15 protein-coding genes are annotated in these 20670 nt (G+C 58.7%); 11 read left to right on the forward strand and 4 right to left on the reverse strand.

Annotated features, from left to right (window positions below; genetic code table 11):
* Positions 1 to 133: 133 nt before the first annotated feature.
* Positions 134 to 3676, reverse strand: coding sequence for a TonB-dependent receptor (locus tag TERRO_RS14960; RefSeq protein WP_014786533.1), 3543 nt, complete (start codon positions 3674 to 3676; stop codon positions 134 to 136).
* Between the two features lie 159 nt (positions 3677 to 3835).
* On the opposite strand from TERRO_RS14960, the gene TERRO_RS14965 reads away from it, so the two are divergent.
* The 10 genes from TERRO_RS14965 to TERRO_RS15010 all read left to right on the forward strand — a co-directional run bounded on the left by TERRO_RS14965 (position 3836) and on the right by TERRO_RS15010 (position 18376).
* On the forward strand, positions 3836 to 4918 hold the full coding sequence (locus TERRO_RS14965) for a LacI family DNA-binding transcriptional regulator (RefSeq protein WP_014786534.1): 1083 nt from the start codon (positions 3836 to 3838) through the stop codon (positions 4916 to 4918).
* A 62-nt stretch (positions 4919 to 4980) separates the two neighbouring features.
* A complete protein-coding gene (locus TERRO_RS14970; protein ID WP_014786535.1) occupies positions 4981 to 7605 on the forward strand; it encodes a glycoside hydrolase family 2 protein in 2625 nt (874 codons plus the stop codon).
* Entirely contained in the window at positions 7602 to 8918 is a 1317-nt protein-coding gene (locus TERRO_RS14975) for an APC family permease (protein WP_014786536.1), read from the forward strand. Before TERRO_RS14970 ends, TERRO_RS14975 begins: the two co-directional genes overlap by 4 nt.
* A gap of 10 nt (positions 8919 to 8928) precedes the next feature.
* A complete protein-coding gene (locus TERRO_RS14980) occupies positions 8929 to 11190 on the forward strand; it encodes a beta-glucosidase (RefSeq protein ID WP_014786537.1) in 2262 nt (753 codons plus the stop codon).
* 42 nt (positions 11191 to 11232) lie between these two features.
* Positions 11233 to 12453 (forward strand): DUF5009 domain-containing protein, encoded by a 1221-nt coding sequence (locus TERRO_RS14985; protein WP_014786538.1) that lies wholly within the window; start codon positions 11233 to 11235, stop codon positions 12451 to 12453.
* 1011 nt (positions 12454 to 13464) lie between these two features.
* Positions 13465 to 14379 carry an ArdC family protein gene (locus TERRO_RS14990; protein ID WP_014786539.1) on the forward strand — a complete coding sequence of 305 codons (915 nt, stop codon included), beginning with the start codon at positions 13465 to 13467 and terminating at the stop codon, positions 14377 to 14379.
* Positions 14379 to 14798: a DUF6908 domain-containing protein gene (locus TERRO_RS14995; RefSeq protein WP_014786540.1), complete on the forward strand. Its 420-nt coding sequence runs from the start codon at positions 14379 to 14381 to the stop codon at positions 14796 to 14798. Before TERRO_RS14990 ends, TERRO_RS14995 begins: the two co-directional genes overlap by 1 nt.
* An 83-nt stretch (positions 14799 to 14881) precedes the next feature.
* Positions 14882 to 16573, forward strand: coding sequence for a ParB/RepB/Spo0J family partition protein (locus TERRO_RS15000; protein WP_014786541.1), 1692 nt, complete (start codon positions 14882 to 14884; stop codon positions 16571 to 16573).
* A gap of 212 nt (positions 16574 to 16785) precedes the next feature.
* Positions 16786 to 17640, forward strand: a complete 855-nt coding sequence (locus tag TERRO_RS15005; RefSeq protein ID WP_014786542.1) for a RepB family DNA primase — start codon at positions 16786 to 16788, stop codon at positions 17638 to 17640.
* Positions 17641 to 18007: 367 nt separating this feature from the next.
* The gene (locus TERRO_RS15010; protein ID WP_014786543.1) at positions 18008 to 18376 is read left to right on the forward strand and encodes a single-stranded DNA-binding protein; all 369 of its coding nucleotides are present in this window, start codon (positions 18008 to 18010) and stop codon (positions 18374 to 18376) included.
* A 67-nt stretch (positions 18377 to 18443) separates the two neighbouring features.
* Here TERRO_RS15010 and TERRO_RS15015 read toward each other — a convergent pair whose 3' ends face one another.
* From TERRO_RS15015 to TERRO_RS15025, 3 genes are all read right to left on the reverse strand, one after another.
* A complete protein-coding gene (locus tag TERRO_RS15015) occupies positions 18444 to 18752 on the reverse strand; it encodes a hypothetical protein (RefSeq protein ID WP_014786544.1) in 309 nt (102 codons plus the stop codon).
* A gap of 249 nt (positions 18753 to 19001) precedes the next feature.
* A complete protein-coding gene (locus TERRO_RS23200; RefSeq protein ID WP_157178380.1) occupies positions 19002 to 19397 on the reverse strand; it encodes a hypothetical protein in 396 nt (131 codons plus the stop codon).
* 31 nt (positions 19398 to 19428) lie between these two features.
* Positions 19429 to 19911, reverse strand: coding sequence for a hypothetical protein (locus tag TERRO_RS15025; RefSeq protein ID WP_014786545.1), 483 nt, complete (start codon positions 19909 to 19911; stop codon positions 19429 to 19431).
* Between the two features lie 413 nt (positions 19912 to 20324).
* On the opposite strand from TERRO_RS15025, the gene TERRO_RS15030 reads away from it, so the two are divergent.
* A complete protein-coding gene (locus tag TERRO_RS15030) occupies positions 20325 to 20531 on the forward strand; it encodes a hypothetical protein (protein WP_014786546.1) in 207 nt (68 codons plus the stop codon).
* Positions 20532 to 20670 lie beyond the last annotated feature (139 nt).

The raw sequence follows: 20670 nt of genomic DNA on the forward strand, positions 1-20670 counted from the left end.
TGGAGAGTTTAGCCCTTGTGCACGAACTCGCGCACGAAAGGCTCCACAGCCAGAACGCCACACCGTAACCGCAAAAGCGGTAGTCCATATACATCGGCTACCGCTTGTTCATGATGGGCCTGTACTCTCCGCCTCAGAAGTTGAAACGCGCTCCGAACTGGAACTGCCTTGGCGTATTCGCCGCGCTGGTCACTTGGCCAAAACCAGCCAGCACAGTCGGATCGTTAACAGCATCCGGATTCCAGAAGACGTTCGGATACGCATACTGAACCGTGTTCGTTACGTTGTAGCCAGCCACCTCAAGGCGGATTGTGTTCTCATGCGGTAACGTAAAGGTCTTGTAGATGGAAGCATCCAGATTGTGCGCGCCATCCGTGCGGACGTTGGAGAGATACGCCGGCGCGGTACCGGCGGCGAACTGCGTGGAAGGTTGTGAAAAGCAAGACGGACTAAACCACTGTTCCGCAGTGTGAGTTGCCCCGCGATTCGCGTCGCACACCAGGTTCACACGCTGGTTGAAGTACGGGTTGCCGGTACCAGTAGGGGATGCGATTGGGACGCCACTGCTGAGATACACAATGCCGTTCAGAGTCCACCCACCTGCGAGGGAGTCAGCGACTCCATGCAACTGGACCAGCTTACCCTTGCCGATCGGCAGGTCATAGGAGAGCTGTGTGTTGAACTGCAGCTTGACGTCCTGCGAGGCAACAGAGCGCTCGAGCCGAAGGTCACGCCAGTCCTGCGGGCCGGCGGAGTGATAGCCCACGAAGCCGAGCGGCGACTGGCTGTCATTCGTCATGATCTTGCCCCATGTGAAGCTCGTGATCGTCGTGAAGCCGTTGCTCAGACGCTTCTCAAGCTTCGTTTGCAGGGAGTTGAAGCTCGAGTCGCCGCCGGGATAACCATTCACGGTAACGCCGCTGCCGAACGATCCATTGTTGAACTGCGGATACTTCAGCAATGAGAGCCAAAGCGGGACATCCGGCGAACCATAGTAGGGGTTCGTTGCGGGTAACACCGGGCCCAGAGTATTCGGAACAGTCTGGCAACCGGCACTTCCATCGACGCACAGTGCAGTGCCGTACTGCGCGATGGTTGCGATGGGCAACTGATTAAAGTCGACAGAGCCAAGCGGAAGGAACAGACCGCGGCTGCCAACGTAAGCGAGCGTGAAGACCGTGCGTCCGGGCAATTGCTGTTCGATGCCGAAGTTGAAGTTGTAAGTCGTGAGGGTGCGTGGATTACTGATCACAGTGCTCAATCCAACGCCGATATTCGTTGCTGCACCAAGTGCCGCTCCCTGGGGCCTCACAATACCGTTCGGGAAGGGATTGCTCAGCGGATTGACCATGACCGTATTGCCATCGCTGTTGTACTGCGTAGCATTCCATGTTGTGGCAGAGGTAAAGCCATCGCTGTTGAGGGAGCTGTTCGCAACCATTGTTGTGCTGGGACCGTAGTAGATACCGCCACCACCGCGAACAACCGTACCAGGATGCGCCTCCCACGCGAAGCTGCCGCGCGGACCGACGTTCTTCCAGTCAGTCTCAAACGGAGAGCGGCGATTCTTATCCACGAAGCGCTCACCGCCAACGAGACTGACACCGTTCACCGTGTACGAAAGCGTCGGATCGAAGTACTCCATGCGATTGTGGCGCTCGGTGCGGCCACCGAAAATCTCCCAGCGTGCGCCGAGGGTCGCCGTAAAGTGCTTCGTGATGTGGAACGTGTCCTGGAAGAATGCCGCGTAGTAGGGACTTGCCATGGCAGCGAAGAGATCCTTGGTGAAGTTACTGCCCTCACCACCCGGAATGGATCCCATGCCAATCAGGAAGCTGGCGAAGTCGTTGCCATCACCGGCAAATGTTGTGGAGCTTGTTGCCGTCTTATCAAAGGAGTACGCACCTGCCGGAAATGCAGGCTGTCCGATGTTCATGAACTTCTTCTGATATTCGAAGCCGGCGCTTAGTTCATGTCGGCCTAGAAGCTTCGTAATGGACGCACTGAAATCGCTGTTCTCACTCACAAAGAGGAAATTATCGTAGTTCCCTGTCCCACCAACAGGAGCAGTGTCAGAGAACGTAATGACAGGGATCTGCTTGTAAGACACCTCGCTCGCAAGTGACTGCGGAAAGCCTGCGGTCGTGATGTCAAACGTGCTCTGCCGCGGATCGCCCGTCTGGTGTTCGTTGTGGCGCGTGAAGGAGTAACGAAGCTGCAGCAGTGAAGTAGGAGACAACGTGATGTCGTCCCCCAGCAATGCGTTGTTCGTCGTCGTGTCATTTACGTAGAACAGCGGGTTGAACATGTTGCTGCTGCCGTATAGGTTTGAGTTTCCCTGCGTGGTATTGCCGTAGGAGTAGCGGCCGAAGATCCTCTGCTTTGCAGTCGGTGCGTAATCAATGCGCAGATCTGCCTTCTGCGCGTGCAGCGGCGCCAGGCCGGACGTAGTGAAGTTATTAGTGTGGAAGGGTCCAATGCCTGTAGCGTTGGGCAACGGCAGCTTGGTGGAGAAGTATTTCGCGACGGGATCGATGTTGCTTGCAGCAATTTGATTGTTGACGAAAGGCTGACGCAGTCCCGTGACCGGATCGTCAGCTACCAGCGGGTTGTAGATGGTGAAGCTGTCCGCAGAAAAATCGCCGGTGCGCTCCGCAGCAGTAGGAACCGTATAGCTGCCAACCTCAAGCGACGCCTGCTGTGTTGCTTCGTAATCAGCAAAGAAGAAAAGCTTGTCCTTCTTGATCGGACCACCGATGGCGCCACCCTCCTGGTAACGATGGAAGTCGGACGTCGGCGCACCGGGGTTGTTGCGCTTGAAGAAGAAGTCGTTTGCTGCCACGGCATTGGGACGGAAGTAGCCGAACGCGTCCCCATGGAAGGAGTTGCCACCAGACTTTGTCACAAGACTGATGACGCCACCGCCGCCGCTGGCATAACTGGCGGGCGTATTCTGCGTCTCCACACGGAACTCCGCTACGCTATCTTCCGGCACCTGGAACGCCGGCATGATCGTTGCTGCATTGTTCTCGGCAACGCCAATGGGACTACCATCCAGCATGAAGTAGACGTTGCCCTGCAACGATCCATTGATGGTGTACGAGGCGACGTCAATGCCCGTGCGCGCATTGTTAATGCTCTGAAGATCTGACGAATTTGCCGTTCCGTTCGCAGGCGAGACGCCGGCGCTCAACTGCACCAGCTGATAGACGTTGCGGGTGAGCAGCGGCACACGATCAATTGCCTCCGCGGAGATCAACTGCCCCACCGTTGCGCTCGAAGCGTCCACCGTCGATGCAGACGCGTCCACTGTCACGACATCACTGGCGCCACCCGCGGGAAGCTTCACGTTCAGCGCGGTGGTCTGATCCACAGAGACACGAATGTTCTTCTGTACGGTCGTGCTGAATCCGTCATGCGCCGCGGACAGCTCGTAGACGCCGGGCGTGACGGAGACGAAGGTGTAAACACCCGCCCCGGAAGTGGTCGTTTTCTGAACCAGCCCGGTCTTCACCTCGCGCAATTCCACAGTCGTACCCGGAATTGCTGCGCCGGAGACGTCTGTGATGCTGCCGCTGACGCCACCGCGGCCCGACTGGGCCACAAGTGATACGCAAAGCAGCGGGCTGGCCACAGCTGCAAACGAAACAACGGACCGCACCGAACAACGTCGCATGGAGTCTCCTGGGATGAAAAGTGGGAAAACGTCTTTATTCAAACGGTTGAATACTTTATGAATAGAAGATATATTTCCGATTCAGGAGACTGTCAAGCGATTCCGCGTTGTTTTTCTGAAGGATCCACAGTCGCCCCATCCGCTCGAAGGTACTTGCATATGCCACAACGAAAAACCGGTCACGTCACCCTGAGCGATGTGGCACGAGCGACGGGATTTTCAGTCTCCACTGTGTCCATCACCTTGAGTGAAGCGCCACTTTCTGCCAACGTCGCCGCATCCACGCGCGAGATGATCCGCAAGACCGCGGCCAGGCTTGGCTATCACCCGGACGCTCGTGCGCGTTCGCTGCGCAAGCGTAGCTCCGGCACAATTGGCGTCCTTGCCTTCGATCTTTCTGACCCATTCAGCATGCCGGTAGTCCAGGGCATACAGGCAGGCCTGCATGACACGGACTATCTGCCATTGGTGATGGACGCGCAGACAGAACGCAAGGTCTTCGACCACTCCTTGCGGCTGATGCTGGAGCGCCGCGTAGAAGGCGTGATCGTCATTGCAAGCTGGGTCTTCGACGAGAGCGGTCTGCTCGCCGACGCACAGAAGAACTCCGTCCAGCTCCTCATCGTTGGCCGGGACCTTACTCAGCGCAACATCACGTCTTACCTGCTGGACAACGAAGAAGGCGGAGCCCTCGCGATGGCCCATCTTCTGGACCTGGGACATCGCAGGATAGCGGTCATTCGCGGACCCAATGAGATGTTCGACAGCGCGCCGCGATGGAATGGCATACTGCGCGCGGCAAAGGCTCGTGGTGTTGACGTCGATCTGAAGCTTGTGACACAACTGCCTTCAATCGGCACAACAGACGATGCCTTTGAAGGCGGTCGTGCCTTCGTCCGAGAATTGGTCAAGAAGCGCCGAAGCTTCACTGCGGTGGTGGCCTTCGATGACATGACGGCACTGGGTGTGGTGCGTGGTCTGGCCGAGGCTGGTATCTCTGTTCCTGACGGCTGCTCGGTCATCGGCTTTGACGATGTGCTTCCCGCGCGCGTCACTACGCCCGCCATCACCACCGTCCGCCAGCCAATGCGCGACATGGGACAACAGGCGATCCAACGGATGTTGTCGGCATTGAAAGACGGCAACGCCAGCACTAAGGCAGCGCGCTTTTACTGCACACCGGAGTTGATCCCTCGCTCGTCAACCGCTGCAGTTAAGACAAAGCGCAAGACCTCTGCTTGAGGACTCGTATGCTTTTGCCATTACGCCCCTGAACGAACAGACACAGCCGGGAGATCCATAGCATGACGTCTCGACGCCTTCTTTCCGCACTCGTTTTGCTTCTCTTCGGCACACAGATCGGATATGCAGCGCGACCTGCCTTCCATGATGGCTGGCAGTTGCATACCGCCTGCGGTCTTGCAGCTGACGGGGCGGCACTGTCCGATGGGACAGCTCAAATTCAGGACTGGACGACGGTTACCCTCCCGTCGACGGTGCTGGCAGCCCAGGTCGCAGCAAAGCAACTTCCTGATCCGTATTTTGCGGACAATCTGCGGAAGCTCCCGGGCATGGGCTATGCCGTTGGTGAAAACTTTTCAAATTTCCCCATGCCTGCGGACAGCCCTTATCGCTGTGGCTGGTGGTATCGAAAGAGTTTCCACGCGACCGTGACGAAGGGTGAACGTACCATCCTGCACTTCGGCGGCATTAACTACCGCGGCGAGCTCTGGGTGAATGGCCATCGCATCGCTGGCTCTGACGAGATCGAAGGCGCCTACCGCGCCTATGATTTCGATATCTCGAACGTTGTGCGCCCTGCAGCAGAGAACATCGTTGCTGTGCAGGTCTTCGCACCCACGGAAAACGACCTCGGCATCAACTGGGTGGACTGGAATCCTGCACCACCCGACAAGGACATGGGGCTATGGGGCGACGTGGCCCTGGTGACGACCGGAGCTGTCACATTGCGGTCGCCCATGGTGACCACACACTTCACAGATGAGACGCTACAAACCGCCGAACTGACCATCTATGCTGAAGCAGCCAACATGACCGACGCTCCAATTGAAGCGGTTCTTCGCGGCACACTGGTCGGTCAACGGATCGAGCAGAAGGTCTCGCTCGCCGCGCATGAACAACGAACAGTGACGTACCCCATCGTTCGTGCGAAACATCCGGAGCTCTGGTGGCCTAAGCAGATGGGCGAGCCTCATCTCGAGAAGCTTTCTCTCACTGCTGTAGTTGCAGGCAGACAAGTGGATTCAAAGGAGATCGACTTCGGCATTCGTGAGATGTCGTCCGAGCTTACTGCCAACGGCAGCCGTCTCTTCCGCGTGAACGGCAAGCCCATCTTGATTCGTGGCGCCGGCTGGTCACAGGACATGATGCTGCGTTCTGATGACGACAAGTTGCGTGACCAGATTGAAATGGTGCAGCACCTGAATCTCAACACGATTCGGCTGGAAGGCAAGCTGGAAACGGAAGAGTTCTTCCACATGACGGATAAGAACGGCTTGCTGGTCATGCTGGGCTGGTGCTGTTGCGACCGTTGGGAGCAATGGTCGAAGTGGACGGACAAAAACCTGTCCGTTGCAACCTCATCGTTGCATGACCAGCTGCTTCGCCTGCGCAGCCATGCAAGCCTGCTGGTATGGCTGAATGGCAGCGACAATGCGCCGCCGGAGAAGGTGGAACGCGCCTACCTGGACGTCGAGGCCGCAGCACACTGGCCCAACCCCATCCTCAGCGCAGCCTCATCCCAGACAACTTCGCTAACGGGCTTGAACGGCGTAAAAATGTCCGGCCCTTACGACTATGTCGAACCCAGTTACTGGTATGTCGACCATAAGTACGGTGGCGCCTTCGGCTTCAACACGGAGACAAGCCCCGGCCCGGCGATCCCATCGCTGGCGAGCCGCAAGCTCTTCTTGACCGACCCGGAAGCATGGCCGGCGACGAACAACTGGAAGTTACACTTCGGCGGCAATGAGTTCAGCAAGCTGGATGTCATGGACCAGGCGATGGCGGCTATCTACGCCAAGCCTACGTCCGCCGAGAGCTACGAACGTATGGCGCACACCATGCAGTACGACTCGGAGCGCGCCATGTTCGAGTCTTACAGCCGCAACAAATATCAGTCCACGGGTGTGGTGCAGTGGATGCTGAACAACGCATGGCCTTCCATGATCTGGCACCTGTATGACTACTACCTGGACGCCGATGCTGGATACTTCGCCACGAAGAAGGCATGCGAGCCGCTGCACATCCAGTATGGCTACGACGATCGCAGCGTGGCCGTGGTCAACAGCACATACGCCGCATCCAGCGATCTGAAGGCGTCCATCAGCGTGCGTGATCTGTCTTGGCATGAGCTGTATCGCAAAGATCAAACGCTGACCTTGGCTGCAGACGGCGTGCAACAGGTCACAGTTATCCCGGAGAATCTCTACCGAAACGGCCGGAAGATCCTGCTGCTCGATCTCTCCCTGCGCAAGGCTGACGGTACCGTAGTGAGCCGAAACTTCTACTGGGTTCCCACCACACTCACTGCGTTCGATTGGACCGAGACAAACTTCACTCACACACCCGCGGCGCGTTACGAAGATCTCTCCGCACTTACGACGCTGCCGACGGCGACCATCGACGCACGCGTCACGATGGCGAGCGGTCCGGTACGAAACGCCACCGTCATGCTTCACAACAATTCCGCCACTGTGGCCTTCCAGGTCCGCGTCGCTGCGCGAAGCAGCAAAGGCGAACTGGTAGCTCCCGTGATGTGGTCCGACAACTGGATTGAAGTCCCGCCCGGCGAGACCACAACACTTACCGCTGCTCTTCCAGAGTCCGCCCCGAAGGATGTCGTATTCCAACTGGATGGCTGGAATGTCGCGGCTGCGACGCTCGCTGTGGCCGGCCAGACACGATGAGCACAACCTCAACGAAGGTTGGCCTGCGCCGGTCGCTGCGATTTTGGGATCTGGTGCTCTACGGCATCATCCTCATTCAACCCACCGCGCCGATGCCGAGCTTCGGTGTGATCTACACCGTTGCCGGCGGCCACGCAGTCACAGCGATCCTGCTTGCGATGGTGGCGATGCTCTTCACCTGCATCAGCTACGGACGCATGGCGCAGGCGCATCCACAGGGTGGATCTGCTTTTCTTTATGTGGGCAAGGAGCTGAATCTTGGGCTCGGCTACCTCACTGGCTGGTGCCTGGTACTGGACTACGTGCTGAACCCGCTCATCTGCACGGTCTGGTGCAGCCGCGCGGCCATGAACTTTCTGCCGCACGCGCCATACGTCGCGTGGGCAGTGTTTTTTGCGGCGTTCTTCACCATCATCAACTGCCTTGGCATGGAGACCTCCGCGCGCATCAACCGGGGCATGGCAGCCGCACTGGGCGTTGTGATTCTGCTGGTTATTGCAGCCGCTATCCGATGGTTGGTGCATGCGCCGTCGCTCACACCGCATGACCTGCTGGTGCCTTTCTATGACAGCAGCCGTTTCCAGTGGTCCCATGTGCTGCGTGGCACATCCATCGCTGTGCTCACGTACATCGGCTTCGATGGCATCTCCACGCTGAGCGATGAAGCCATGGAGCCGCGTCGTGACATCCCACGAGCCATCATCTTTACCTGCCTTGTAACAGGCGTGTTGGCCAGCGTCGAAGTCTATCTGGCACAGTTGGCCTGGCCCGTTGGGCTTGCCTTTCCAGACGTGGACACAGCATACGTGCATGTCGCACAGCGCCTGGGCGGTGTGGTGCTGTTTATTGTCGTCAACTCCGCACTGCTGCTGGCGACGATTGGTTCCGGCATGGCATCGCAGCTCGGTGCCGCACGCCTGCTGTATGCCATGGGACAAGATGGAGCTCTGCCACGCACGTTCTTCGGCGCCATCACCACAGAGCGGCGCATCCCGCGCAACAACCTTTTGCTGGTGGGCGCGCTCGCGCTCGCAGGTGCGTTGCTCTTCAGTTATCAGCTTGGGACGGAGCTGCTCAACTACGGTGCGCTCTTCGCTTTCATGGGCGTCAATCTTGCGTGCATCGCACGCGCATGGCGTCAGGACGCAGCGGGCAAATGGAAGATCGTCGTACCGTCCGCGCTTGGCTTCTTGGTCTGTCTGCTCCTATGGCTCAATCTCAGCCCGCTCGCCCTGAGCGTCGGTACGCTCTGGGCCGCGCTCGGCATGCTGTTGTGGTGGGCGCGCCGCAAGTACACAACGCTTCCCGCGTAAGAAGGATTCGATGAAACGCAACCGCACGCTCTCAGCCCTGGCCTTTACCGTCACTACATGCGGACTCATCTCATTCGCGGCGCCACTCTCTGCACAGCAAGACAGCAAGACAGACGAGGCATGGAAGAATCGCACGCTCTCCGCTGATCAGCGCGCGGACCTGCTGCTGCACATGCTAACGCTCGACCAGAAGATTCAACTGCTGCACGGTACAGGTGACCCGCATGACGGCCCGCCCGATCCGCTGGCGAAGGATGCAAACGGTGGATCCGGCTACGTGCCTGGATTTGAGAACAAGGGCTTTCCCGGTCTGCAGAGTGTTGACTCTGCAAGCGGTGTTGCCTATGCAGCCGGCAGCGGCCGTTACGCTACCGCACTGCCGTCCAACATCGCCGCTGCAAGCTCCTGGGACACATCGCTTGCGGAGCGTTATGGCGCAATGATCGGGCAGGAGCTGCGCGACCTCGGCTACAACATGACCCTGGGCGGCGGCGTAAATCTCACTCGCGAACCGCGCGATGGGCGCACCTTCGAGTACCAGGGCGAGGACCCAATCCTGAGCGGCACCATGGTGGGCCACCTGATCCGTGGTGTGCAATCTACCCATGTGGTGGGCCACATCAAGCACTTCGCCGTGAACGACCAGGAGAGTGGCCGCCACGCTGTATCGTCCGAGATCAGTGAACGTGCCATGCGCGAGACAGATCTGCTCGCATTCAAGATCGGCTTGGAGATCGGTCAGCCTGGCGCGGTGATGTGCGCCTATAACCGTGTGAATGGCGACTACGCCTGCGAGAACGACTTCCTGCTGCACAAGGTGCTCAAGGGAGAGTGGAAGTATCCGGGCTTCGTCATCTCCGACTGGCTTGCAACGCACTCTACCGTCAAGGCCTCGCATGCTGGCCTTGACCAGGAGCAGCCCGGCAACGTCTTCTTCGGCTCAGCCCTCAAGAAGGCAGTGCAGGACGGCGCCGTATCGCAGGCGGAGCTGGACGATCACGCGCATCGCGTGCTGCGCTCCATGTTTGCCGCTGGGGTCGTGGACGATATCCCAACGAAGCGGGTGCCGGACGTGTTTGCACACGCCACATTCGCGCGAGAAGTCGAGCAGAAGAGCATTGTGCTTCTGCGGAACGAGCAGGCGCTCCTTCCGCTGAACCCTACGCGCGCTCAACACATCCTTGTGGTCGGGCGTAACGCCGACAAGGGCATCCCGTCGGGTGGCGGATCGGCGCAGGTCGACGCGCCCGGTGGCAACGTCATTGGGACCATTCCCGAGAAGGACCGCAAGCAGGCCTGGCAGAAGGCTGTGTGGTTCCCCGGCGCTCCGCTGGCAGCATTGCGAGAGTCCGCTCCCGCCGCGGACGTTCGCTTTGAGGACGGCACAGACGCGGTACGAACGGCGAAGGCTGCGGCTGAAGCCGATGTCGTCCTGGTCTTCGCTTACCAGTTGCAGGCAGAGGGCGAAGACCTCACGACCCTTGGCTTACCCGATGGTCAGGATGCGCTGATCGATACCGTCGCCAAAGCGAATCCTCACACCGTCGTGATCCTGCAGACAGGTGGACCCGTGCTGATGCCGTGGGTGAAGTCGGTGAGCGCAGTCATGGAAGCCTGGTACCCGGGAACCTCGGGCGCGGGCGCAATGGCAGATGTGCTCTTCGGGAAGGTGAATCCATCCGCGAAGCTGCCGGTCACGTTCCCTTTGCGCGAAGAGGACTTGCCACATCCTCAGCTAGTCCTGCCTCCGCCTGCGTCCCAAGAGGACTGGAGTAATGAAGCCGCAATGTCGCGGAAGCTTCTCGCCGGCCTGCCTACCTTCCCGACCCGTTACGACGAGGGACTGCAGGTGGGATACCGCTGGTATGACCAGCAACAGAAGCCAGTACTCTTCCCCTTCGGCTTCGGACTCTCCTACACCACCTTCTCCTATTCCGGTCTGCGCGTGCAGGGGGATGCCGACACGACCGTAACCTTCCGCCTGAAGAACTCCGGCAGCAGAAGCGGCGACGAGATCGCGCAGGTTTATCTTGCATTGCCGACCTCTGCGAACGAGCCACCCAAGCGACTTGTCGGCTGGAAGAAGGTTCATCTGGAGCCGGGCGAAGAGCAGGAAGAGAGCATCTCGATCCCACGGGAACGCTTCGGCATCTGGGACGGAGAGAAGAACGGCTGGATCGTTCCTGCCGGGGCTTATCGCGTGATGCTCGGGACATCCTCCGCTTCCCTGCCGTTGCAGCAGACGTTGAAGAAGACCAGAACCAATCTGTAAGAACGAAGATGCTTCATGAACGAACGGCCTGGAGATTGTGCGTTGCTCGAAACGACTCGTGCCACGGTAAAGCCTCAGCGCATTCAGTCACTCGACATCTTTCGCGGACTCAACATCGCGCTGATGATCTTTGTGAACGAACTTCACGAGATCAAGGGACTGCCGTGGTGGACCTATCATGCGCCAGGCGCGGCCAATGTTATGACGTACGTCGACATGGTCTTCCCCGCCTTCCTCGTCATCGTCGGCATGTCGTTGCCGCTCGCGCTGCAGGCACGCATCCGGCGGGGTGATGAAACGCCGCAACTGATCTGGTATGTCGTGCTGCGATCGGTCGCTCTCATCGTGCTTGGACTGATCCTGCAGAACGCGCAGGTCGCGGAGATTTCGCTGATGCATCACATCGGCGGCAACTCATTGGGTCTGCTTGCATTGCTCTCTGCCTTCCTGATCTGGATGGACTATCCACGAACGGAAGATCCGCGTCGCCGCCGCACCTACACGGCGCTGCGCCTCGCTGGACTGCTCTTACTCGTGGTCCTGATGGTCGTCTTCCGAAGAAGCGATGCAGAGACGGGCACAACTGCATGGCTTACCTTTGATTACCCCGAAATCTTAGGCATCATCGGTTACACCTACCTCGTGGCAGGCCTTTGCTATCTCCTCACGCGAAGATGGTTGTGGGCGCCTGCCGCATGGTTCCTTGCCTTCCTCGCATTGAACATCGCTTCAGCGGCAAAGGGGATTCATACCAGTCTTCCGTGGTGGATCTTTCCCATCGGGAACGGTTCCTTCCTTGCGCTCGTCTTCGCCGGCGTTGTGCTGGCCATCATCTTTTTCCTCGAACCAAGGTGCGGCACGTATCAAAGCAAGGCCATGCCCGCCCTTGCCTTTGGGGTTATCGCTGCGATCGCAGCGCGCCTCCTGCATCCACTCGGCATCTCCAAGATCCGTGCCACACCAACGTGGGTTCTATACGACATCGCAGCCTGTTGCGCGATCTATTGCCTTCTCTACTTCGTGTGTGATGTGAAGAAGAAGGTCGCCTGGGCAGCTCCGGTGCGCTCCGCTGGCTCGAATACATTGCTTACCTACCTCCTGCCCGATCTCTGGGCCTATCTGCTCGGAGGCCTGGGCATCAACTGGTGGTCCACTCACTTCAGTCAGGGAGCCGTAGGTGTTCTCCGCTGCATCGTCTTCACCCTTCTGATACTCGGGATTTCAACGGCTCTCACACGCGCGCGACTTCGGCTGCAACTCTGAACGAAGACCGCTTGGGAGGGAGCATCAACGCTGCTACAGGTGACTAGTCGCTCTGCAGACAATGATCTCGAAAACGCGCTACATGAATGTACATCGCAAGTGTTGCGACGCAAAGCCCATGAGCGACGGCAGCTCAGCTTTGCCGGATGCTCGTCTCTTCGATGGCGGTACTGCGATGAGGGGGATTGATGCTTCTGGTCGGATCTGAGCCGGTCGAGACAGACGGACGACGGCTTGTGGAGCATCAAGGTTACAAGGTGCTCACAGACAGATTCCGAGCATGGGTAGCACGACAAACGGAAACCGGGCACCTTCATTTGGCTTTGCCGCGCTCGTCGTTCAGGGTGAGCGACTCCACCTAATTTGAGACCCTTGTCCGCCAAATAGCTTCTGGCGCATCACGGCCTCCAGCCTTTCTGGCGAAGCCAACGAGCGCTCAGGCACAAGTGAACTTGCCTTCGACGAGGTGCTTGGTGCCATGTAAACGACCACTCCGCTGGAACGTGGCGCAGCTAGAGCTCCCGATCTTCTGCGTAAAACTCCGAGCCTTTAGTGGCGCCGTCTGAACTGTGCCCGCGAGAATATCCAGGTACTTGCGCAGCCCTCAGTGATGCGTCAGTTTTAGTGACGCGAACATCAGTGCTTGGATCGTCGATCTCCAAGAATCCCTCACCCTGGGGAGAAAGCCTCCTCCCTCTCCGCAGCCGGCGGTGACGTCTTCCGCGACCCACCTCAGCGGGCCGTTCCTTCCCGCAACGCCCTCCCTGAGATCAGGCACGCTCCGCGTGCAATACAGAAACCAGACCTGCTGTGGGACTCCGTCCCTGGCGCGCGCAAGCTGATGGAAAAAGCTCCGTGCAGCTCCAGGTATTCGCTTCCTCCGGCCTTCGGCTGGATCTTCGATCCCCTTTTCCGCACAGCTTGCACTTGCCGCCCCTGCTGGCGTGGGCCAGGGCCAAGGCGTGTTTGAGAGCAAACACAGCACAGCCATTCAAAACGGAGAAGCCCACCATGAGCAGCAACCCCAACGCAAACAACGTCACCACCCTTCCCTCCACACCGAAGCCCCAGACCTCGAAAGAAGTCATCGCCGCAAACGTGCAGCTTCTCATCGAGCAGCTTGAGGCAGGACACTCCGAAGGCCTTACCGCATACCTCACCGCGATGGGCCGGTTTCATAACTACTCGTTCGGCAACATCCTTGAAATCGCACGCCAGATGCCCGAGGCGACCCGCGTTGCTGGCCTCTATGCGTGGAACCAGCTTGGACGCAAGGTGATGAAGGGACAGAAGGGCATCCGCATCCTTGCCCCGATGATCGGCACCCGCAAGAAGAAGGACACCGAAGCAACAGCAGACCCGGCTGTCACACATAAATCTGTTCTCGTGGGATTCCGTGCAGCTTACGTCTTCGATGTGAGCCAGACCGAAGGCGCAGAACTGCCGCAGTTTACGGAACGCACCAAGGGTGAAGTCGGCGCATACCGCGAGCGTCTGATCGACTTCACAATCGCCCAGGGCATCACGCTTGAGTTCAAAGAATCCATCGCCCCCGCACTCGGCATGAGCTACGGCGGACGCATCGCTTTGTTACCCGGACAGGCACCCGCCGAAGAGTTCAGCACCCTTGTGCACGAACTCGCGCACGAAATGCTTCACAAGGCAGAGCGCCGCATTGCCACCACGAAGACCGTACGCGAAACCGAAGCAGAAGCCGTAGCCTTCGTTGTCTCGCAGACCATCGGCCTTGATGCTGGCCGAGCCTCTGCCGACTACATCCACCTGTACCACGGCAACGCCGCTCTGCTGACTGAAAGCCTTGTGGTCATTCAGAAGACGTCAGCTCTCATCCTCTCTGCTATCGAGACGGCGCCCGCCGCAGCCGAACAGAACGAAACCACCGAAGCAGTAGCGGAGGTGGCGTAGTGCAGACCATCCTTCACATCCTCAAGAGTGCCGGAGGCTGGAACCCCGGCCTCTCCCTCACCATCGACAACGCACCATACATGCCTCTTGTCATCGAGGCACTGGACGAGCTTGGACCGTGTGGCCTTCCCGCCCTCTCTGTCGCTCACTATGGGGAACAGAACGGCGACCTCATGCGCGACCCGGAGATGTGCTTCGAGTTGAGCTTAGCCGGTAGCATCGCCGATCTCAACCCCTTCTACTACCGCAACGACTACATCGGCTGTGAGCAGTGGAGCCGATTCATCACCGGCACCGATTACGCCTACGTATGCAACCTGCACCGCCAGCATGTCAGCTTCGCCAAGGTCTGGGACCGCAACCTGCAATCGCAAGGCTTTGCAGAGGCATTCGAGCAACAGCGCAAGCAAGCCGCCTAACCTCCTCGTCCATGGAGCGAAGAACAGGCAGAGCTTCGCTTCGGAACCTCCGAGCTACAAAACCAGCCATCAGGAGAACTACCGTGCAGAACAGCAGCGAATTCCAGTACATCGCCATCGACACCATCCACGAGTCCGCCACCAACCCTCGCCGCACCTTCGACGACGCCAAGCTGCAGGAGCTTGCAGAGTCCATCCGCACCAATGGCCTCATCCAGCCGATCACGGTACGCCCGAACTCCGAAGGCTTCGAGGTCGTAGCCGGTGCACGACGCTTCCGCGCATCGCAGCTGGCCGAGATGTTTTCCATACCGGCACGCATCGTGGAGATCAGCGATGCTCAGACACTCGAGTGGCAGCTGGTGGAGAACTCGCAGCGCGTCGACGTACATCCGTACGAAGAAGCGCAGGGATTCCAGCGCTTGCTCGACATGCCTGGCTACGATGTTGCCGCACTGGTGGAGAAATCCGGCAAGAGTGCAAGCCACATCTACGCCCGATTGTCTCTTCTTCAACTCGTCCCTTCCATCGCAGAGGCGTTCAGCGCCGAGCGCATCACCGCCAGCCATGCCAACCTGCTGGCACGGCTCCCGCACGAGTCACAGGCCGAAGCCTTCGAGCAGTGCTGGCGCAAGGACTGGCAGGACAAGGAACCGCACCTGCTTCCCGCGAAGCACCTGAGCGCTTGGATACAAGCAAATCTCTATCTTGAGCTTGCGGAGGCCCCCTTCGACCGCGAAGACCCCACGCTTAACCCTGCCGCAGGAGCTTGTGTCACCTGCCCGCGACGCAGCGGCTACAACACGTCTCTGTTCTGCGATGTGCAGGGCGATCAGTGCCTTGACGGAGCATGCTACGAAACCAAGGTCAACCGACACATCAACCGCGAGCTTGCCGCACATCCCGAGCTTGTCCAGATCGAGAACGGCTACCGTAGCCCAAAGGAAAAGCGCCCCGGAGCCGTCCAGCGTGGACACTTCCGTGAGATCGAGCAGACCGATAATCCAGACGCTGAGCCGGTCGTGCCATGCGAGGCCACCAAGACCGCCATCATCGTGTACGGCAGACGTGTCGGCACCACCCTTATCGTTTGCACCGACAACAATTGTCCGATCCACGACCCGCGCGAGGCAGCACGCCGTGCCCAACAGGAGCAGGAAAACCCGATCCCAGTGATGGCTCCCGCAGCCGCCGAGGAAACCGAAGAAGAAGCCGTACAGCGTGAAGCCGAATACCAGCGGCGCAGGAAGGAGTACGAAGAAGAGCTGCACCACAAGGCAGAAGAACGCCGTCTCCAGCAGGAGCAGGAAGACGCAGTGTACGAGGCACGTCAGGCAGAGCGAGAGCAGCTTCGCACCCAGCGTGAGGTGACCTTCGAGCGCCTCATCGCCGACGCTCCCAAAACCTTCAGCGCACCGCAGCTTCGCACGGTGCTACGTGCGCTGGTCAACCTCGACCCGTATAGCTTCACTGATGATCTGGTCGAGGAGATCGCCGACGAAAACGAGAGCCGTAGCACCGAGGAAGTCCTCCTCTCAGTGATCGACGGCACCGCCGATGGCAAGCTGACTGCGTTTGCTCTGCGTCTCGCACTCTCTGGACATCGCGGCATCCCGCGTGAAGACGAACCCGACTTCCTTGCTGAAGCCGAGGCCGTGTTTGCTCAGCCACTGAAGAAGGTGAAGGCACAGAAGACGAAGGACGCCCCAGCCGCCCTGCCAGCGCCGAAGGCCCAACCGAAGAATAAGACAGCCAATAAGCAGATCGCAGCCTGAAGCCGCAGCGGGAGTCAGCCCATCGGCTCCCGCCGCACTTTCAAATAAGGTCAATGCGATGTTCAGTTCGTTGAGTTCCAGGTCGTCTAGCTCCAAGCTTCTGCAGTTGCAGCACCTTGCTCCCACATCGCCCACGCGAGGCGGGCGGCAGGGTCCAGTTCCCTCCCCTGCACCTCTCTCTTTTTTCTGAAAACATAAGCAAGGCAAAGACGATGGACAGAACCGAAACAGTCGTACGCAACATGCTGCAAGCCATCGAAGCCCCGCTCTACGACGTGGGTGTCCTCAGCGATCGTGGCATGCTTCCTGGTCTCGACGGGATCACGGGAGATGCTGTTCTCGCACGGCTCCCGCTGCTCAAGTACCGCAATGCCCGCGGCTCTCACATCTACATCCGCCCTTCCGGCGAACATCGGTACACCGCCCTCGACGATCTCTCCGAGATCTCGCTCAGCAGGCTGATCGCTGACGGCTTCACTCCGTGCGCCGTCGTCGAAACCAGTGCCGGCAACTTCCAGGCGTGGCTCAAGCACCCAGCGGCCTTTCCAAAGCTGCTCGGTACCTTCGCCGCCCAGCATCTAGCGGCTCGCTATGACGCCGACCCGAGCGCCGCCGACTGGCGACGGTTCGGACGACTGCCCGGCTTCACCAACTGCAAGCCCAAGTACAAGAGACCGGATGGACTTTTTCCGTTCGTACGTCTCAAGCTTCACACCGGCGAGCAGTACCCGATGGCGGAGAGCTTCATCGAAAAAATCAAGAAGCTCTACGAAGCACGAGAGCAGGAGCGTCAAGCACGACGCCTGCAGGCTGCTCTTTCTCCCCAGAAGGGCCCGAGGTTAACCACCCTGTCGCTGGAACGCTTCCGCACCTCAAGCAAGTACCAGGACCGGCCAGCAGCAGCAGACATCGCCTTCTGCGTTGCCGCTTACGCCAATGGCATGGATGAAGCTCGCATCGAACGAGCCCTCGAAGACGACTATCTCTCCCGCGATCCAAGCCCTTCCAAGCGGGCTTCCTACATCCGCAGAACCATGACGAAGGCGAGAGAATGGGCAGAGCGGTAGCCCTCGATACTCCGCACCCGATCGTTCTTCCCCGGTGCATTTGGTTTGCACTCTTCTAATTCTGAGTTGGCTATCGCTACTCGCGCCATGATGGGAGACCGTCGAACAGGATGGCTCCCTTGCGGTTTGCCTTTCTGTCTGCGTTCAGCGTGCCGCGCCAAAAGCATCCACGCCCTTCGGACGCACGCTCTCCCTCGTGGAACCCGCTACGCACCTCTGCGAGGTATGGACTCCTTGCCCCAGGCAAGCTGTGGTCCCTTTCCATAGCTTCCACTCAGTCGCCGAGGGAGTGGATGGCGACGGCACACCCTCCGGGTAAGCATGTACCGCAGACAGCCGACAAACCAGAAGAAACGGAGCCAACACCATGTTCAACAAAGTCATCCTCATCGGCCGCCTCGGACAGAACGCAGAAGCCAAAACCGCTCAGAACAACAAGGACTACGTCATCCTCAACATCGCTACCCAAGAGAGCTGGAAGAACGACAAGGGCGACTACGAAACACGCACCGAGTGGCACCGTGTCTTCGCATGGAGCAATCTCTCATCCTTCGCCAAGACCCTCCAGAAGGGGCAGCTCATCACCCTGGAAGGGACACTCAGGTATCGCGAGGTCACCGAAGACGTCGAGGGTGTGCCTTACAAGCACCGGCTCGCTGAGATCCATGCCATCAGCATGAAGCGGCTCTCGAAAGTCGAAGCCGCTGATGATCCTGCCGATTGGGCCACCGAGTAAACAACAAGAGGTGGATGAGCTTGTGCTCATCCACCTCTTCGTACCTCATGAATCTCGTCCAAACTTGCTACTCCGCGGATTTCTTTGCAGCTGCCCAACGCTTCTTCTGAGCAGCAGCAATGCGTGCCTTACCTTCCGCACTCAGCGTGCGCTTTGCCACGGCCTTAGCAGGCGTCGCGACCTTTTTCGGGCGGCCCGGACCACGCTTCAGAGCAATGGCCTTCGCGACGTCGTTCAAAGGGCTAGCAGCCTTCTTGGGACGGCCAGGGCCACGCTTCGTTGCGGCCGGCCCGGAGGAGCCACTGAGAAGAGCGCGGGCTTGCTGAAGCTTGGTAATTTCAGCATCGATAGCGGAAAGAATCTCATTGGTATTCATTTAGTTAGGTTAGATGCACATTACGAATTGCATTAGAACCATTCCCCCTCAGCAGACAACCGCGCGTGCTCAATATGAACGGTCGCACCGTGTTTAACTGCTGCAGCTCTCCCCAAGCTCTCCGTCTCACTCGGCAACAAAGAGTTGCGTATGTACATACGCAACTCCTCTTCGACCGGGGGCCGGAAAGAGCTGTTTCTTTGTTCTAAACCCCTTCTTGTAAGCGGATAGTTTTGCGCGAATCACGTGCTATGCTGGGCCAATCATGAGGCGAAGAACAGACGAACGGATGACGCTCTCTCTCTTTCCGGAGGGGAAGACCCAAGCGCAACTGAGTTGCAGGATGCCGTTCTCCGGGGCGTCAATGAGATCGCCGAAGAAGAGGGCCGTCGGCCTCTGCAATGCTTCACGATCAAGATGCCCTTGCCGCTCTATCTCGAATTCAAGCGCGAAGTGCAGCTTCTGCGGTCGATGTCTAATCCAGACACTAAGCAGCACTTCACCATCACTGCATTCGTCAACGCGGCGGTCAAGAAAGTCATCCTTCCTAGTATCAGGAAAGCGGATCGAGATCTCGTCGCATGAGGGACCGGACAGCTTCAATCCAACATCCGCCCGCTTGCTGGGTTCTTCGTCATCCTGCAAACACACGAGGTTAACAGCGATACCGAACAGGCTACTTGGCGGACACCGTTTTTGCTGTGCCGCTCAATTGGTAAGTCATGGTGGCGAGCGCAGCAAGCGCGATCAGGCCTGGAATTACGCGCCAATACAGATCAATGGTGATGAGCTGTTGCACGAGTGCAGGAATATGTCGATGGTCGCCGTAATCCATCTGCTTCTGAATGGGAATGGCAAGGCGCGTCGTAATCGCTCCGCCGAAAAGGCCTACGGCCAGCACGAGGATAACGAGCGAGCGCGAGATGGCAGGATGGCGCAGCCAAATCATGGCGATGCCGGCGGGCAGACTGAGTAGAGCGAACGGGATGATGTAGGTGTAAGTACCCACGATGACGGCGTGGTGAAAAGCATTGAACTCGGCGGGGCCGACGAGCGCCCACGAGGGATAGTTGACTCGGTCCTGTGACAGAGCTGCCCAAGTGACCCCAATGCTTAGAACCAAATAAAAGGTACTGTAAAGCCTGCGGAAATCGAGCATATGGCTCCTGAGTGGCTACGATAACGGATACCGACATAGGGTCGCATGGTTGGTAGCCGAGGGCGAGAAAGTTTTCCGACAAATCGATCGCAAGCTCACCTGCTGAGCAGTTCGAGGCGAACGCCCGCTCCAGAATGCGTTCTTTGAAGCTGTGCTGCTTTGATATCGGCTGCTCGCAGGTATGGAGCGGTCTGTCTTACCCATGAAGATCTCCGCCTTTATGCCCGAGGTCACCCGTGTTGCTGGTCTCTACAGGCCACAAAGCCAGTCAGTCCGGAACCCGACCACTGTGGTCTCCAATATCTCGGCCTCATGCGGTCGCAATTTACACCGAGCGAAAGCGTACGTAGGTTTGAGTTGTGGCGGGACAATGATGTCCCTGCCGACTAGCTGCGGCAACGGAGGATACGAGAATGGAAACAGTTCAGAACGGTCAGTGCGGTCTTTGCAACCACTTCGGCGAAGCTCACAAGACGGACGTACTCGTCAGCATCGTTAGCAGCCACCAGGCAGATCTCAAGATCCTCGATGAGTGCGGTCATCCGAAGCACGCTGCGCTGCACTTAAAAGTTACCGCGATCAGCGGATGCGATGGCTTTGTTCCTGCCGCCGCTGCATGAAGCGAGCAATAGCTGCATACAAAGGCGACCGGAGATTCCGGTCGCCTTTATGCTTTGTCCGAAGCCCGATCTCCATGTCGGCATTATGCGCGACCGCATGGTGCTGGCCGGCCCTGCAGGCGTAATGGCACCCTCAACG

Source organism: Terriglobus roseus DSM 18391, from assembly GCF_000265425.1.
GTDB lineage: Bacteria > Acidobacteriota > Terriglobia > Terriglobales > Acidobacteriaceae > Terriglobus > Terriglobus roseus.

Bases quoted from the DNA above. Each gene is read 5' to 3' on its own strand.
- TERRO_RS14970 (WP_014786535.1), top strand. From the start codon at position 4,981: ATGACGTCTCGACGCCTTCTTTCCGCACTCGTTTTGCTTCTCTTCGGC.
- TERRO_RS14965 (WP_014786534.1), top strand. From the start codon at position 3,836: ATGCCACAACGAAAAACCGGTCACGTCACCCTGAGCGATGTGGCACGA.
- TERRO_RS15015 (WP_014786544.1), bottom strand. From the start codon at position 18,752: ATGAATACCAATGAGATTCTTTCCGCTATCGATGCTGAAATTACCAAG.
- TERRO_RS14960 (WP_014786533.1), bottom strand. From the start codon at position 3,676: ATGCGACGTTGTTCGGTGCGGTCCGTTGTTTCGTTTGCAGCTGTGGCC.
- TERRO_RS15010 (WP_014786543.1), top strand. From the start codon at position 18,008: ATGTTCAACAAAGTCATCCTCATCGGCCGCCTCGGACAGAACGCAGAA.
- TERRO_RS15030 (WP_014786546.1), top strand. From the start codon at position 20,325: ATGGAAACAGTTCAGAACGGTCAGTGCGGTCTTTGCAACCACTTCGGC.
- TERRO_RS15005 (WP_014786542.1), top strand. From the start codon at position 16,786: ATGGACAGAACCGAAACAGTCGTACGCAACATGCTGCAAGCCATCGAA.
- TERRO_RS15025 (WP_014786545.1), bottom strand. From the start codon at position 19,911: ATGCTCGATTTCCGCAGGCTTTACAGTACCTTTTATTTGGTTCTAAGC.
- TERRO_RS14975 (WP_014786536.1), top strand. From the start codon at position 7,602: ATGAGCACAACCTCAACGAAGGTTGGCCTGCGCCGGTCGCTGCGATTT.
- TERRO_RS14980 (WP_014786537.1), top strand. From the start codon at position 8,929: ATGAAACGCAACCGCACGCTCTCAGCCCTGGCCTTTACCGTCACTACA.
- TERRO_RS14990 (WP_014786539.1), top strand. From the start codon at position 13,465: ATGAGCAGCAACCCCAACGCAAACAACGTCACCACCCTTCCCTCCACA.